The following is a 14173-nucleotide window of genomic DNA, read 5'->3' on the forward strand; positions in this document are numbered from 1 at the left end:
TTATCCGGAGCTCCCGTGGGAGGCGCTTTAGCGGCGACTGTCGCGGCTGAAGCCCCTCCCACGGCGCTCTATACCGACAGCAGCAGGAACTCACGCTCCCAGGAACTGATCACGCGCTTGAAGTTCTCGTGCTCGGCACGCTTGACCGCGACATAGCCACGGATGAACTTCTCGCCGAGAAACTTTTCAGCGTCCTTGCAGGCTTCCATACGCTCCAGAGCGCTTTCGATGGTCACCGGCAGACGCAGGTTGCGCCGCTCGTAACCACGGCCTTTGACCGGCGCGCCGGGGTTAACGCCGCCGACCATGCCCATGTAGCCGCACAGCAGCGTCGCCGCCAGCACCAGGTAGGGGTTGGCATCGGCGCCGGCCAGGCGGTTTTCCACGCGGCGGTTCTGCGGGCTGGCCTCCGGCACACGCAGGCCGACGGTGCGGTTTTCCTCGCCCCACTCCACGTTCACTGGCGCCGAGGTATCGGGCAGGAAGCGGCGGAAGGAATTGACGTTCGGCGCGAACAGCGGCAGCAGCTCGGGGATGTATTTCTGCAATCCGCCGATGTGATGCATGAACAGCTCGCTCATCGTGCCGTCTTCGTTGGAGAAGATGTTCTTGCCAGTCTTGATGTCCACCACGCTCTGGTGGATGTGCATGGCGCTGCCGGGCTCATCGGTGATCGGCTTGGCCATGAAGGTGGCCGCCACGTCATGCTTGAGCGCGGCTTCGCGCATGGTGCGCTTGAACACCAGAATCTGGTCGGCCAGGTGCAGCGCGTCGCCATGGCGGAAGTTGATTTCCATCTGCGCCGGGCCTTCTTCGTGGATCAGGGTGTCCAGATCCAGGCCTTGCAGCTCGCACCAGTCGTACATGTCTTCGAACAGCGGGTCGAATTCGTTCGCCGCGTCGATGGAGAAGCTCTGGCGACCGGTTTCCGGCCGGCCGGAGCGCCCTACCGGCGCGACCAGCGGGAAGTCCGGGTCGCTATTGCGCTTGGTCAGGTAGAACTCCATCTCAGGTGCGACGATGGGCTTCCAGCCTTTGTCGGCATACATCTGCAACACTTTCTTGAGGATGTTGCGCGGCGACAGCTCGATGGGGTTGCCCTGCTTGTCGAAGGTGTCGTGAATCACCATGGCGGTGGGCTCGATGGCCCAGGGCACGACGAATACCGCATTGGGGTCTGGACGGCAGAACATGTCGATGTCCGCCTCGTCCAGCAGGTCGTAATAGATGTCGTCCTCGACATAGTCGCCGGTCACGGTCTGCAGCAGCACGCTCTCGGGGAGGCGCATGCCCTTCTCGTCGAGGAACTTGTTGGTCGGCGAGATCTTGCCGCGGGCAATGCCGGTCAGGTCGCTGATCAGGCATTCGACTTCGGTGATTTTGCGTTCTTTCAGCCAGCTCGTGAGCTGGTCTAACTTGGTACTCATAGAGACCTCAGGGTTGTAGAACCTGCTTGCGTTATAGCGGGTTCAGCGTTGCCCCGCCCTCTCCCTGCAAGCCTCACCAAAGGCCTGGAAGAAGGCGAGATATTCGTGTGGATGCTACTAGGGGTGCGGCACCTCCGACACCTTGCATTTCACTCCACCGAAACAAAATTGTTCGCCCTCGCCTGCAGGCGCCGGACTGTCTATCTCGCGGCCTTGCGCGAAACCTGCGAAGCCGGCGAGCGGGTCGTACATTGCATGACGCGGGCCAAGGCGCATGCCAGGCAGCGGTGCTTGGCCGCGTACGCTATCGTGCAGAATATAGGGTGGACGAAGAACCTGACGTGACAGGTCGCGCGGCACGCAGGCCGCAGAGGAAGGAGGTTGCCGCATTGCAGCGGTCATGCGAGCCCGCATGATGTGCAGACTCGCCTCGCTGATGCGCGAGGAGGTAGCGTGACCGATGGTCCTGGTACAAGCGCTGACGCCGATGGCCGGCAGGCAAAACATGAGACACCCGTATTATTGCTGTTATGGGTTTGAACCGAGCTTAGCCTTGTTCATTTTTTTACACAATAGCCCTGTAAAAAATTGAACACACCCCACTGAGCACCCTGAAAGATCAGCGTTTGGGGCAGGCTGAAAGGCCTTGAAACGCCCCAAAAATGGCCATCACGCCCCACTACAGGGCACTATGCAGCCTGCTTGACAGTAAAGTGCGTTTCGGATTGACTCACACCCATGCAGTCGCATGATTGATATATTTAACAAAAAGGTGTTGCATCATGTCGGTACCCCCGCGTGCCGTTCAGCTTAACGAAGCGAACGCGTTCCTCAAGGAACATCCCGAGGTCCAGTTCGTCGACCTTCTTATTGCAGATATGAATGGTGTGGTGCGCGGCAAGCGCATCGACCGGAACGCCCTTCACAAGGTGTACGAGAAAGGCATCAACCTGCCCGCCTCGCTCTTCGCCCTCGACATCAACGGCTCCACCGTCGAGAGCACCGGCCTCGGCCTGGACATCGGCGACGCCGACCGTATCTGCTTCCCCATCCCCAATACCCTGTGCAACGAGCCCTGGCAGAAGCGCCCGACCGCGCAGCTGCTGATGACCATGCACGAGCTGGACGGCACGCCTTTCTTCGCCGACCCGCGCGAGGTATTGCGCCAGGTGGTACAGAAGTTCGACGAACTGGGCCTGCGTATCTGTGCAGCCTTCGAACTGGAGTTCTATCTGATCGACCAGGAGAACGTGAACGGCCGTCCGCAGCCGCCGCGTTCGCCGATCTCCGGCAAGCGCCCGCATTCCACCCAGGTCTATCTGATCGATGACCTCGACGAGTACGTCGACTGCCTGCAGGACATGCTCGAAGCCGCCAAGGAGCAGGACATCCCGGCCGACGCCATCGTCAAGGAAAGCGCCCCGGCGCAGTTCGAGGTCAACCTGCACCACGTCGAAGATGCCATCAAGGCCTGCGACTACGCGCTGCTGCTCAAGCGCCTGATCAAGAACATCGCCTACGACCATGAGATGGATTCCACCTTCATGGCCAAGCCCTACCCGGGCCAGGCGGGCAACGGCCTGCACGTGCACATCTCGCTGCTGGACAAGAAGACCGGCAAGAACATCTTCGCCGCCGAAGATCCGCTGGAGAACACCTCGCTGCGTCATGCCGTCGGCGGCATCCTCGATACCATGGCCGCGTCGATGGCCTTCCTCTGCCCCAACGTCAACTCCTACCGTCGCTTCGGCGCGCAGTTCTACGTGCCCAACGCGCCAAGCTGGGCACTGGACAACCGTACCGTGGCCGTGCGTGTACCGACCGGCAGCGCCGATGCAGTACGTATCGAACACCGTGTGGCCGGCGCCGACGCCAACCCCTACCTGATGCTGGCGTCGATCCTCGCCGGTATCCACCACGGCCTGACCAACCATATCGAACCGGGTGAGCCGATCGAAGGCAACGCCTACGATCAGCTCGAACCCAGCCTGCCGAACAACCTGCGCGATGCCCTGCGTGAGCTGGACGACAGCGAAGTGCTGAACAAGTACATCGACCCGAAGTACATCGACATCTTCGTCGCATGCAAGGAAGCCGAGCTGCAGGAGTTCGAGACCACCATCTCCGACCTCGAGTACAACTGGTACCTGCACACCGTGTAAACCGTAGGCCGCCCGCACCCAGGTGCGGGCGGCTGAGCATGCTTGCCCAAGTGACCTTGCCTGACGTCCAATAGCGCCTCGTTCATCGAGGAGCCCGCCATGTCGCGCCCAGCCAGCACCCGCAAGCCGCGCGCCAGCAGCCAGGCCCGTATCGCCGTGATTCTCGCGGCAGCCCGCGAGCTGTTGGCCGAACAGGGCATGGCCAACCTGTCGATCTATACGGTGGCCGAGCGCGCGGGTATTCCGCCTTCTTCGGTGTATCACTTCTTCGCCAGCGTGCCCGCCCTGCTCGAAGGGCTGACTGCCGACGTGCACGCGGCCTTTCGCGCCAGCCTGCTGGAGCCGGTCGACCACGCCGCACTGCGCAGCTGGCACGATCTGTCGCGCCTGGTCGAGCAACGCATGCTGGCCATCTACGCAGCCGATGCCGCCGCGCGCCAGCTGATCCTCGCCCAGCACGGCCTAGCGGAAATCACCCAGGCCGATCACCAGCACGACCTGGAGCTGGGCCGACTGATGCGCGCGCTGTTCGACCGCCACTTCCCCCTGCCGCAATTGCCGACGGATATCGAGGTCTTCAGCCTGGCCATGTCGCTGGGCGACCGCGTCTACGCCCACGCAGTGCAGCTGTACGGTGAAATCGCGCCACGCCTGGCCGAGGAAGGCATGCGTGTGTTCGACGCCTACCTGGGCCTGTACCTGCCGGCTGCGCTGCCGAAACGGGCCACGCCGCTGGCCTGACCGGTCTATCGCCACGCCCCCAAGCCCGTGCCTCTGTGCCTGGGAGCCTGGGAGCCTCTGTGGGAGCGGACTTGTCCGCGAAAAAACACCGCGCCCCCTTTCGCGGACAAGTCCGCTCCCACAAGCACACACCCGATCAGGATCGATAAAAATCTGCAATTTTATCGAGAACCGACCAATCACATCTTCTAATACCGATATTTATCGGATATAAATCGAAAAAAGGCCCTGATGATTTGACCCGTGGGCCACCACAGGTCAGTACCGGGTTCGGCTGACCGCACTCCTGCTACGAGGTGCCTTATGTCCCGTATCGTTACCGTTGCCGCGACCCAGATGGCCTGCTCCTGGGATACCGCCGCGAATATGGCCAACGCCGAACAGCTGGTGCGCCAGGCAGCCGCTCAGGGCGCGCAGATCATTCTGATCCAGGAGCTGTTCGAGACGCCCTACTTCTGCCAGAAGCCCAACGCCGATTACATCCAGCTGGCCACCACGGTCGAGGAAAACCTCGCCATCGCGCATTTTCGCAAAGTCGCTGCAGAGCTGAAGGTGGTGCTACCGATCAGCTTCTTCGAGCGCGCCGGCCGCGCGCGATTCAACAGCATCGCCATCATCGATGCCGACGGCACGAATCTCGGGATTTATCGGAAAAGCCATATCCCCGACGGCCCTGGATATCACGAGAAGTACTACTTCAATCCGGGCGATACCGGCTTCAAGGTCTGGGATACCGCCTATGCACGTATCGGCGTGGGCATTTGCTGGGACCAGTGGTTCCCGGAGTGCGCGCGTAGCATGGCGCTGATGGGTGCGGAAATTCTCTTCTACCCCACCGCCATCGGCAGTGAGCCTCACGACGCCAGCATCAGCTCGCGCGAACACTGGCAGCGCGTGCAGCAGGGGCATGCCGGGGCCAACCTGATGCCGCTGGTGGCCAGCAACCGCATCGGCCGCGAAGAACAGGACGGCTACGCCATCACCTTCTATGGCAGCTCGTTCATCGCTGACCAATATGGCGAGAAGGTCAAGGAGCTGAACCAGACCGAAGAGGGCATCCTGGTGCACGCCTTCGATCTGGACGCGCTGGAGAAGACGCGCAGCGCCTGGGGTGTGTTCCGCGACCGCCGGCCGAACCTATACTGGCCACTTTCCACGCTCGATGGCGAAACCCCATCCGAATGAACGTAGCCCGGATGCAATCCGGGGCTTTTTCTCACGACTCCCCGGATTGCATCCGGGCTACAGGTGAAACATGACCACCCTCAACACCACACCACGCGCCGATGGTTTCCATATGCCCGCCGAGTGGGCACCGCACAGCAAGACCTGGATGGTCTGGCCCGAGCGCCCGGACAACTGGCGTAACGGCGGCAAACCGGCGCAGGCCGCCTTCACCGCCGTGGCCAAGGCCATCGCCCAGTTCGAGCCGGTAACCGTCTGCGCCTCCGCCGCGCAATACGAAAACGCCCGCGCGCGTCTGGACGACGACAACATTCGCCTGGTGGAAATCACCACCGATGACGCCTGGGTCCGCGATACCGGGCCGACCTTCGTCACCAACGCCAGCGGCGAAGTGCGCGGCGTGGACTGGGCCTTCAACGCCTGGGGCGGCTTCGATGGCGGCCTGTACTCGCCCTGGCTGCGTGACGACCAGGTGGCGCGCAAGATTCTCGAGATCGAAGGCTGCAAGCGCTACCGCACCGAGGGTTTCGTCCTCGAAGGCGGTTCGATCCATGTCGACGGCGAAGGCACCCTGATCACCACCGAAGAGTGCCTGCTGAACAAGAACCGCAACCCGCACCTGTCGCGCGAAGAGATCGAGGCGGTGCTGCGCGGGCACCTGGCCATCGATACGGTGATCTGGCTGCCGGACGGCCTGTACAACGACGAGACCGACGGCCACGTCGACAACTTCTGCTGCTACGTGCGCCCCGGCGAGGTGCTGCTGGCCTGGACCGAGGATGCGAACGATCCCAACTATCCGCGTTGCCAGGCCGCCATGCGCGTGCTGGAGAGCGTTCGCGATGCCAAGGGCCGCCAGCTGACCGTGCACAAGATGCCGATCCCCGGCCCGCTCCACGCCACTGTCGAAGAATGCGCCGGCGTCGACATCGTCGATGGCAGCCAGGAGCGCAGCCCCGAGGTGCGCCTGGCCGGCTCCTACGTCAACTTCCTGATCGTCAACGGCGGCATCGTCGCGCCGAGCTTCGATGATCCGAAGGACGAGGAAGCCCGCGCCATCCTGCAGCGCGTGTTCCCCGAGCATCGTGTGGTGATGGTGCCCGGCCGCGAGATTCTCCTCGGTGGCGGCAATATCCATTGCATCACTCAGCAACAACCGGCGCCGCAAAACGGCTGAAAATTGTTCTGAGAGGGCTTCAAGTTGATCCTGACCGAGCCGATAGGCTTGGTTGGGAGCAGCCCGTTACCTCGAAGAGCATGCCATGTTCAATAAAGCCCTCAAACGCGACCTGGAAGCCTCTCATCAGCAGTTGCAGTCCGCCCTCGCGAGGTTGGCTGCCGTCGATCGCTCGACGGCCATGATCGAGTTCAAACCTGACGGCACCATCGTCAGTGCCAACGACAATCTTCTGGCCACCATGGGCTATCGGCTGGAAGAGATCATCGGCAAACACCACAGCATGTTCTGCTTTCCCGAGTACCAGGCCAGCGCCGAGTACCGTCGCTTCTGGCAACGCCTGGCCGCGGGCGAGTACATCCGCGAACGCTTCCGCCGCCGCAACAAACAGGGTCGGGAAGTCTGGCTGGAAGCCAGCTACAACCCGATCCGGGGCGCAGACGGTCGTGTCGAAGGCGTGCTCAAGCTGGCTACCGACATTACCGCCCAGGTCACTCGTGAGCAGGAACAGAACAGCATGGTGCAGGCCATCAGCCGTTCCATGGCGGTCATTGCCTTCAACCTCAAGGGTGAGGTGCTGGAAGCCAACGAGAACTTCGAGCAGACCATGGGTTATCGCCTCGATGAGATTCGTGGCAAGCATCACCGCATGTTCTGTACGCGCGAGGAGGCGGAGTCAGCGGCTTACCGGAGCTTCTGGGAGCGACTCAACAGTGGCGAGTTCTTCTCGGGTCGTTACCAGAGAATCAACCGCCACGGCGATATCGTCTGGCTCAGTGCGACTTACAACCCGGTCTTCGATGCCAGCGGCAACCTCTACAAAGTGGTGAAGTTCGCGCGTGACATCACCGCCCAGGTCCACCAGCAACAAACCGAGTCCGATGCCGCCAAGCTCGCCTACGAGGTATCCCAGCGTACCGACGACAGTGCCCGGCATGGCGCCCAGGTGATCAGCGAGACGGTGGCGGTGGTGCGCGGCATTGCCGACGAATTGTCCCGGGCCGCCGAGGGCATCAGCGCAGTCAGCCAGCAGTCGGAGACGATCAGCAGCATCGTGCAGACCATCCGCGGCATCGCCGAACAAACCAACCTGCTCGCCCTCAACGCGGCCATCGAAGCGGCGCGGGCAGGCGAACAGGGCCGCGGCTTTGCCGTGGTCGCCGATGAAGTGCGCAGCCTGGCAGCGCGTACCGCGCAGGCGACGGTGGAAATCGTCGAGGTGGTCAAGCGCAACCACGACCTGGCGCAAGACGCGGTGAACAACATGCAATCGAGCCAGCACAAGGTCGATCAGGGTGTGGGCCTGGTCAACCAGGCCGGCGATGTCATCGAGCAGATCCAGAGGGGCGCACGGCAGGTGGTCGATGCCGTGCGCCAGTTCGCCGAGGCGCTGGAAGACAACTGATCAGTCGAACGGCTGTGGCCGCGGCGTATCGTTGTTCGACGGCGGCAGGATCGGCAGGGCGAAGCTCGGCTGCTCGCCCGTCAGGGTCTTGAGGAAGGCGGTGATCTTGCCGATCTCGCCTTCGCTCAGCTTACGCCCGAGCTGCAGGCGCGCCATGATGTCCACCGACTCCTCCAGCTTCCAGTAGGCACCGTCGTGGAAGTAGGGATAGGTCAGCTCGACGTTGCGCAGGGTCGGCACCTTGAACTTGAAGCGGTCGGCATCCTTGCCGGTCAGGCCGGCCACGCCTTCGGCCGGGTTGCTGGTTTCATAGGGCTCGACCAGGCCCATCTTCTGGAATGAGTTGCCACCCAGCGCCGGGCCGTTATGGCAGGCCACGCAGCCAATGGACTTGAACAGCTCGTAGCCCTCCCGCTCGGTCTGGGTGATGGCGTTGGCATCGCCCTTGAGCCACAGGTCGAAGCGGGAGTTGGGCGTGACCAGGGTCTTCTCGAACTCGGCGATGGCATCGGTCACTTCGTCGAGGGTGATCTCGTCGTGCTTGTACACGGCCTTGAACGACTCCCGGTACTGCGGGATCGAGCGCAGCACGTCGAGGGCGAGAATGTGGGTGAAGGCCATTTCCATCGGGTTGGCGATGGGCCCGGCGGCCTGCTCCTTGAGGTCGGCGGCGCGGCCATCCCAGAACTGCGCCAGGTTGAGGCTGGAGTTGAGCACGGTGGGCGAGTTGATCGGCCCCTGCTGCCAGGCATGGCCGATGGAGCTGGGCAGGTTGTCGCTGCCGCCCATCGACAGGTTGTGGCAGGAGTTGCAGGAAATGAACCCCGAGCGCGACAGGCGCGGGTCGAAGAACAATTGCTTGCCGAGTTCCACCTTGGCCGGATCGGTGATCTCGGCGGGGGCGATGGGCTGGACGGGTTCGTCGGCTGGTACGGTGGCCCAGGCGCTGGCGCCCAGGCACAACCCGGCCATCAGGCTCAGAGTGCGCATGTGGGTATCTCCTCAGGTATTGGCTGATCTGGTTATGCCTCGACCATGCCCAGCGCCAACCCGGTGCGGCTTGATCTGCATCAAGTCGCCCATGCTTCCGGCTTATTCGATTTGTTTCATTTCATTTAGCAGGTCCGCCTGGCAAGGCGCGTTTCGGCGCACCGCTGCGCTCGCGGAGCCTGCAGCCGGCGGATCTAGCCTTGCCGCAAGAACGAAAAAACCCGCCGCAGCGGGTTCTTTCAACATCGCGCCGATCAGGCGTCGGCGTCCGCGGCAGCCTCATAAGCCGCGGCGTCCAGCAGCTTGTCCAGCTCGCCGGCATCGCTCGGCTTGAGTTTGAAGAACCAGCTGCCGTAGGGGTCGCTGTTGACGCTTTCCGGGCTGTCGGCCAGCGCTTCGTTGATCGCGATCACCTCGCCGCCAACCGGCGCGTAGATATCGGATGCAGCCTTGACCGACTCCACCACACCAGCTTCCTGGCCAGCGTTCAGTTGCTTGCCGACTTCCGGCAGCTCGATGAACACCACGTCGCCAAGGGCTTCCTGGGCGTGGTCGGAAATGCCCACGGTCACGCTACCGTCAGCTTCCAGACGAGCCCACTCATGGCTGGCGGCATAACGCAGATCGGCGGGGATATTGCTCATGTGTCTTTCCTCGTAAGCGATGACGGCAAGCGGGCCGTCAGGACAATTTAGCAGGCCGCGGCAGAAGGGAAAGCCAGCGCCGCGGCCCGATCATTCAAATTAGCGTTTTGCCGTGACGCACGAAGCTCGGCTTGACTACCCGTACCGGGTACCACTTGCCGCGAATCTCCACCTCGGCCCGATCCCCGGTCTGTGACGGCACCCGTGCCAGAGCGATGGATTTGTTCAGCGTCGGCGAGAAGCTGCCACTGGTGATCTCACCCTCGCCGAGGCCTTCGACGCGCACGACCTGATGCGCGCGCAGCACGCCACGCTCTTCCAGCACCAGGCCCACCAGTTTGCTCGGGCAACCGGCGGCGCGTTGCGCCTCCAGCGCCGGGCGGCCGATGAAGTCACGCGCGGCTGGCTCCCAGGCGATGGTCCAGGCCATGTTGGCCGCCAGCGGGCTGACCTGCTCGTCCATGTCCTGGCCGTAGAGGTTCATGCCCGCCTCAAGGCGCAGGGTGTCGCGGGCGCCTAGGCCGATAGGCGAAATACCCGCCCCGACCAGCTCGTTGAGGAAGGACACCGCCTCGGCCACCGGCAGCACGATCTCCAGGCCATCTTCGCCGGTATAACCGGTACGGGCGATGAACCAGTCGCCCTCGGGCAGGCCCTGGAACGGCTTGAGTTCGTGGATCAGCGCCGCACGCGCCTGGGTCAGCAGCTCGGAGACCCGCGCCCGGGCCTTCGGCCCCTGAATGGCGAGCATGGCCAGATCGCGACGCTCGCGCAGCTGTACATCGAAGTCGCCAGCCTGGGCGTGCATCCACGCCAGGTCCTTGTCACGGGTACCGGCGTTGACCACCAGGCGGTAGCCCTGCTCCTGGGAAGAAGAGCCGGTGAGGTAAACGATCAGATCGTCGATCACCCCGCCCTGCTCGTTGAGCATCGCGCTGTACAGCGCCTTACCCGGGCTTTGCAGACGAGCCACGTCGTTGGCCAGCAGACGCTGCAGGTAGGCTTGCGCCTGGCTGCCGCTCAGGTCCACCACGCACATGTGCGAGACGTCGAACACGCCGCAGTCGCGGCGCACCTGATGATGCTCCTCCACTTGCGAACCGTAGTGCAGCGGCATGTCCCAGCCGCCGAAGTCCACCATCTTGGCCCCCAGCGCCACGTGCAGATCATAGAGGGGGGTGCGCTGTCCCATGGGTAAATCTCCTTCCGGGCTTGGCGAAGCGATTCAGACCCCTAGAAGCTACCTGCGTTGCCATTGCTGCGTTACAGGCAAGCTCGAAATGCTCATGTGCAAAAGCACAGTCGGGCGCGACCCCGGGCGTTTCTCGCTTGCCCGCGCCTTGCACTGGCGGCCTCGGCAACGCTTCTAGATGAATCTTGCCGGGTTACCCCGACTCGCGAATGGCGCGCATTGTAGCCGCAAGGTCTGCGGGGGTCATCTGACCAAAGGTCGCGCAGTGCTCCTAGCCTTGATCTGTGTCAGTCCAGAGCCGGAACCAGAGGCTTTCAACCGAAACTGCGAGCCGAGCGGCGGATCAGCAGAATCACTGGCAACAGGCCGACCAGCACCAGGGTCAGGGCCGGCAACGCAGCGCGTGCCCATTCGCCTTCGCTGGTCATTTCGAATACGCGCACCGACAGGGTGTCCCAGCCGAACGGACGCATCAGCAGGGTCGCCGGCATCTCCTTGAGCACGTCGACGAACACCAGCAGCGCGGCCGACAGGGTGCCCGGCAGCAGCAGCGGCAGGTAGACCTTGAAGAACAGGCCGAAGCCGCCAACACCAAGACTGCGCGAGGCCTCCGGCAGCGACGGGCGGATGCGCGCCAAGCTGGTTTCCAGCGGCCCGTAGGCCACCGCCATGAAGCGGATCAGATAGGCCACCAGCAGCGCCGACAGGCTGCCCAACAGCAGCGGCTTGCCGGCGCCACCCAATGCACTGGATAGCGGAATCACCAGCTCGCGATCGAGAAAGCTGAACGCCAGCATGATCGCCACCGCCAGCACCGAACCCGGCAAGGCATAGCCCAGATTGCCCAGCGCCACACCGACGCGCACGCCGCGAGTCGGCGCCTGGCGACGGGCAAAGGCCAGCAGCATGGCCACGCTGACCGTGATCAGCGCAGCGATACCGCCCAGGTAGAGGGTATGCAGGATCAGCCCGGCGTAGCGCTCGTCGAGATCGAAGCGACCGCGCTGCCAGAACCAGACCAGCAACTGCAGCAGCGGAATGACGAAGGCACAGGCGAACACCAGGCCGCACCAGGCGCTGGCGGCGAAGGCCTTCCAGCCCTGCAGGTGATACAGCGCCTTGCCGCGCGGGCGTTCGTTGGCCGGCCGCGCTGCGCCGCGCGCGCGACGCTCGCCGTAGAGCACCAGAGCCACGGCCAGCAGCAGCAGGCTGGCCAGCTGGGTCGCGCTGGTCAGGCTATAGAAGCTGTACCAGGTCTTGTAAATCGCCGTGGTGAAGGTATCGAAGTTGAACACCGATACCGCGCCGAAGTCGGCCAGCGTTTCCATGATCGCCAGCGCCAGACCGGCACCGATGGCCGGGCGCGCCATCGGCAACGCCACGCGCCAGAAGGCTTGCCAGGGGCTCTGCCCGAGCACCCGCGCCGCCTCCATCAGGCCCTTGCCCTGAGCCAGGAAGGCGCCACGGGCGAGCAGGTAGACGTAGGGGTAGAACACCAGCACCAGCACGATGATCACCCCGCCAGTGGAGCGTACCCGCGGCAGACGCAGGCCGCTGCCGAACCACTCACGCAGCAGCGTCTGCACCGGACCGGCGAAATCCAGCAGGCCGACGAAGACGAACGCCAGCACGTAGGCGGGAATGGCGAAAGGCAGCATCAATGCCCAGTCCAGCCAGCGCCGACCGGGGAATTCGCAGAGACTGGTTAGCCAGGCCAGGCTGACGCCCAGCAGCGTCACGCCCACACCAACACCAAGCACCAGGGTCAGCGTGTTGCCGATCAGCCGCGCCATCTGCGTCTGCCACAAGTGCGTCCAGATCTGCTGGTCGACCTCATGCCAGCTCAGCAGCAAGACCGACAGCGGCATCAGCACCAGGGCGGCGACGGCAAGGACGATGGGATACCAGCGACGCTGGACGGGATGCGGCACGCGGATTCCTCGATTCCGGAAAAGACAACGCCCCGGCTAGGCGGGGCGTCGCAGTATAACGGCAGCGGCGTGAACCACTGAAGGTACGATCTCGCGAGCTATCGATGATCGTTCCCGCGCTCCGCGTGGGAATGCAGCTCTCGACGCTCCAGCGTCAGAAGCCGGCAGGCGTGACGCGGTGCGTCACTGGCGACGTACCCATGCCGGAGCGTGGGCACGATCAAGCAGATACGGTCTTACTGCCAGCCGGCGCGATCCATCAGCATGGTCGCTTCGGCCTGGCGCTTGCCCGCCACTTCGGTGGCGATGGAGTCAGCCTTGAAGGTACCCCAGGCGGCCACTTCGTCAGACGGAGCGACCGCCGGGTTGGCCGGGAACTCCTGGTTGACGCCAGCGAAGATGCTTTGCGCTTCCGGGGTGGTCATCCACTCCAGCAGCTTCTTGGCCTGCTCGGCGTGCGGTGCATGCTTGGTCACACCGGCACCGGCCAGGTTGACGTGCACGCCACGGTCGTTCTGGTTCGGCCAGAAGGGCTTGACCTTCAGGTCCGGCTGCTCCTTGTGCAGGCGGCCGTAGTAGTAGGTGTTGGTGATGCCCACATCGCACTGGCCGGCATCAATGGCCTGCAGCAGCGCGGTGTCGTCCGGGAACACGTCGGTGGCCAGGTTGTTGACCCAGCCCTTGATGAGTTCCTCGGTCTTCTCGGCGCCGTGGGTTTCGATCAGGGTGGCGGTCAGCGACTGGTTGTAGACCTTCTTGCTGGTGCGCAGGCACAGACGGCCTTCCCAGTTCTTGTCGGCCAGCGCCTCGTAGGTGGACAGTTCTTCCGGCTTGACGCGCTCGGTGGAGTAGAAGATGGTCCGCGCACGCAGCGACAGGCCGGTCCAGCTGTCGGTGCTGGAGCGATACTGGGCGGGGATGTTGGCCTTGATCACATCGGACTGGGTCGGCTGCAGGATGCCCATCTGCTCGGCCTGCCAGAGGTTGCCGGCATCGACGGTGATCAGCATGTCGGCTACGGCGTTCTCGCCCTCGGCCTTGATCCGCTGCATCAGCGGCGCTTCCTTGTCGGTGATGAACTTGACCTGCACCCCGGTCTTGGCGGTGTAGGCATCGAACACCGGCTTGATCAGTTCATCGATGCGCGACGAGTAGACCACCACCTCGTCGGCGGCCTGGACGGCAGTTGCCAGGGTACTGAGGGTGAATGCAGCGAGCAGCGCGTTGCGAGCCTTCATGGGACCAGCCTCTTGTGGATAAGCAAAGTGGCTGAATACTAGTGAATGCTATTTGCCTTCTCAATGTAAAAGCAGCCATAA

The 14173-nt window shown here is 63.3% G+C and carries 11 protein-coding genes; 5 read left to right on the forward strand and 6 right to left on the reverse strand.

The window, feature by feature from the left end:
* Window positions 1-68 precede the first annotated feature (68 nt).
* Entirely contained in the window at window positions 69-1427 is a 1359-nt protein-coding gene (locus tag P3C50_RS08230; protein ID WP_197858116.1) for a glutamine synthetase family protein, read from the reverse strand.
* Between the two features lie 782 nt (window positions 1428-2209).
* Between P3C50_RS08230 and P3C50_RS08235 the strand changes: the two genes are divergently transcribed.
* The 5 genes from P3C50_RS08235 (at window position 2210) to P3C50_RS08255 (ending at window position 8097) form a co-directional block, all read left to right on the forward strand.
* Window positions 2210-3589 carry a glutamine synthetase family protein gene (locus P3C50_RS08235; protein WP_275545626.1) on the forward strand — a complete coding sequence of 460 codons (1380 nt, stop codon included), beginning with the start codon at window positions 2210-2212 and terminating at the stop codon, window positions 3587-3589.
* 99 nt (window positions 3590-3688) lie between these two features.
* Window positions 3689-4330, forward strand: coding sequence for a TetR/AcrR family transcriptional regulator (locus P3C50_RS08240; RefSeq protein ID WP_275545627.1), 642 nt, complete (start codon window positions 3689-3691; stop codon window positions 4328-4330).
* Window positions 4331-4633: 303 nt separating this feature from the next.
* Window positions 4634-5515, forward strand: a complete 882-nt coding sequence (gene aguB, locus P3C50_RS08245) for an N-carbamoylputrescine amidase (RefSeq protein ID WP_275545628.1) — start codon at window positions 4634-4636, stop codon at window positions 5513-5515.
* A 70-nt stretch (window positions 5516-5585) separates the two neighbouring features.
* Window positions 5586-6692, forward strand: a complete 1107-nt coding sequence (aguA, locus tag P3C50_RS08250) for an agmatine deiminase (RefSeq protein ID WP_275545629.1) — start codon at window positions 5586-5588, stop codon at window positions 6690-6692.
* 85 nt (window positions 6693-6777) lie between these two features.
* A complete protein-coding gene (locus tag P3C50_RS08255; RefSeq protein WP_275545630.1) occupies window positions 6778-8097 on the forward strand; it encodes a methyl-accepting chemotaxis protein in 1320 nt (439 codons plus the stop codon).
* On the opposite strand, the gene P3C50_RS08260 is transcribed toward P3C50_RS08255, so the two are convergent.
* From P3C50_RS08260 to P3C50_RS08280, 5 genes are all read right to left on the reverse strand, one after another.
* Window positions 8098-9087: a cytochrome-c peroxidase gene (locus P3C50_RS08260; protein ID WP_275545631.1), complete on the reverse strand. Its 990-nt coding sequence runs from the start codon at window positions 9085-9087 to the stop codon at window positions 8098-8100. It lies immediately after the preceding gene.
* A gap of 254 nt (window positions 9088-9341) precedes the next feature.
* Window positions 9342-9731, reverse strand: coding sequence for a glycine cleavage system protein GcvH (gene gcvH / locus P3C50_RS08265; RefSeq protein WP_161865714.1), 390 nt, complete (start codon window positions 9729-9731; stop codon window positions 9342-9344).
* Window positions 9732-9825: 94 nt separating this feature from the next.
* The gene (gene gcvT / locus P3C50_RS08270) at window positions 9826-10923 is read right to left on the reverse strand and encodes a glycine cleavage system aminomethyltransferase GcvT (RefSeq protein ID WP_275545632.1); all 1098 of its coding nucleotides are present in this window, start codon (window positions 10921-10923) and stop codon (window positions 9826-9828) included.
* Between the two features lie 314 nt (window positions 10924-11237).
* On the reverse strand, window positions 11238-12854 hold the full coding sequence (locus P3C50_RS08275) for an ABC transporter permease (RefSeq protein ID WP_275545633.1): 1617 nt from the start codon (window positions 12852-12854) through the stop codon (window positions 11238-11240).
* 236 nt (window positions 12855-13090) lie between these two features.
* On the reverse strand, window positions 13091-14092 hold the full coding sequence (locus P3C50_RS08280) for an extracellular solute-binding protein (protein ID WP_275545634.1): 1002 nt from the start codon (window positions 14090-14092) through the stop codon (window positions 13091-13093).
* Window positions 14093-14173 lie beyond the last annotated feature (81 nt).

It is taken from the genome of Pseudomonas sp. Marseille-Q0931, from assembly GCF_940789645.1.
In the GTDB taxonomy this organism is placed as follows: domain Bacteria; phylum Pseudomonadota; class Gammaproteobacteria; order Pseudomonadales; family Pseudomonadaceae; genus Aquipseudomonas.

Coding starts and splice junctions, on each gene's coding strand:
- P3C50_RS08260 (WP_275545631.1), bottom strand. CDS start 9,087: ATGCGCACTCTGAGCCTGATGGCCGGGTTGTGCCTGGGCGCCAGCGCC.
- aguB (WP_275545628.1), top strand. CDS start 4,634: ATGTCCCGTATCGTTACCGTTGCCGCGACCCAGATGGCCTGCTCCTGG.
- P3C50_RS08255 (WP_275545630.1), top strand. CDS start 6,778: ATGTTCAATAAAGCCCTCAAACGCGACCTGGAAGCCTCTCATCAGCAG.
- P3C50_RS08280 (WP_275545634.1), bottom strand. CDS start 14,092: ATGAAGGCTCGCAACGCGCTGCTCGCTGCATTCACCCTCAGTACCCTG.
- gcvT (WP_275545632.1), bottom strand. CDS start 10,923: ATGGGACAGCGCACCCCCCTCTATGATCTGCACGTGGCGCTGGGGGCC.
- P3C50_RS08235 (WP_275545626.1), top strand. CDS start 2,210: ATGTCGGTACCCCCGCGTGCCGTTCAGCTTAACGAAGCGAACGCGTTC.
- P3C50_RS08230 (WP_197858116.1), bottom strand. CDS start 1,427: ATGAGTACCAAGTTAGACCAGCTCACGAGCTGGCTGAAAGAACGCAAA.
- aguA (WP_275545629.1), top strand. CDS start 5,586: ATGACCACCCTCAACACCACACCACGCGCCGATGGTTTCCATATGCCC.
- P3C50_RS08240 (WP_275545627.1), top strand. CDS start 3,689: ATGTCGCGCCCAGCCAGCACCCGCAAGCCGCGCGCCAGCAGCCAGGCC.
- gcvH (WP_161865714.1), bottom strand. CDS start 9,731: ATGAGCAATATCCCCGCCGATCTGCGTTATGCCGCCAGCCATGAGTGG.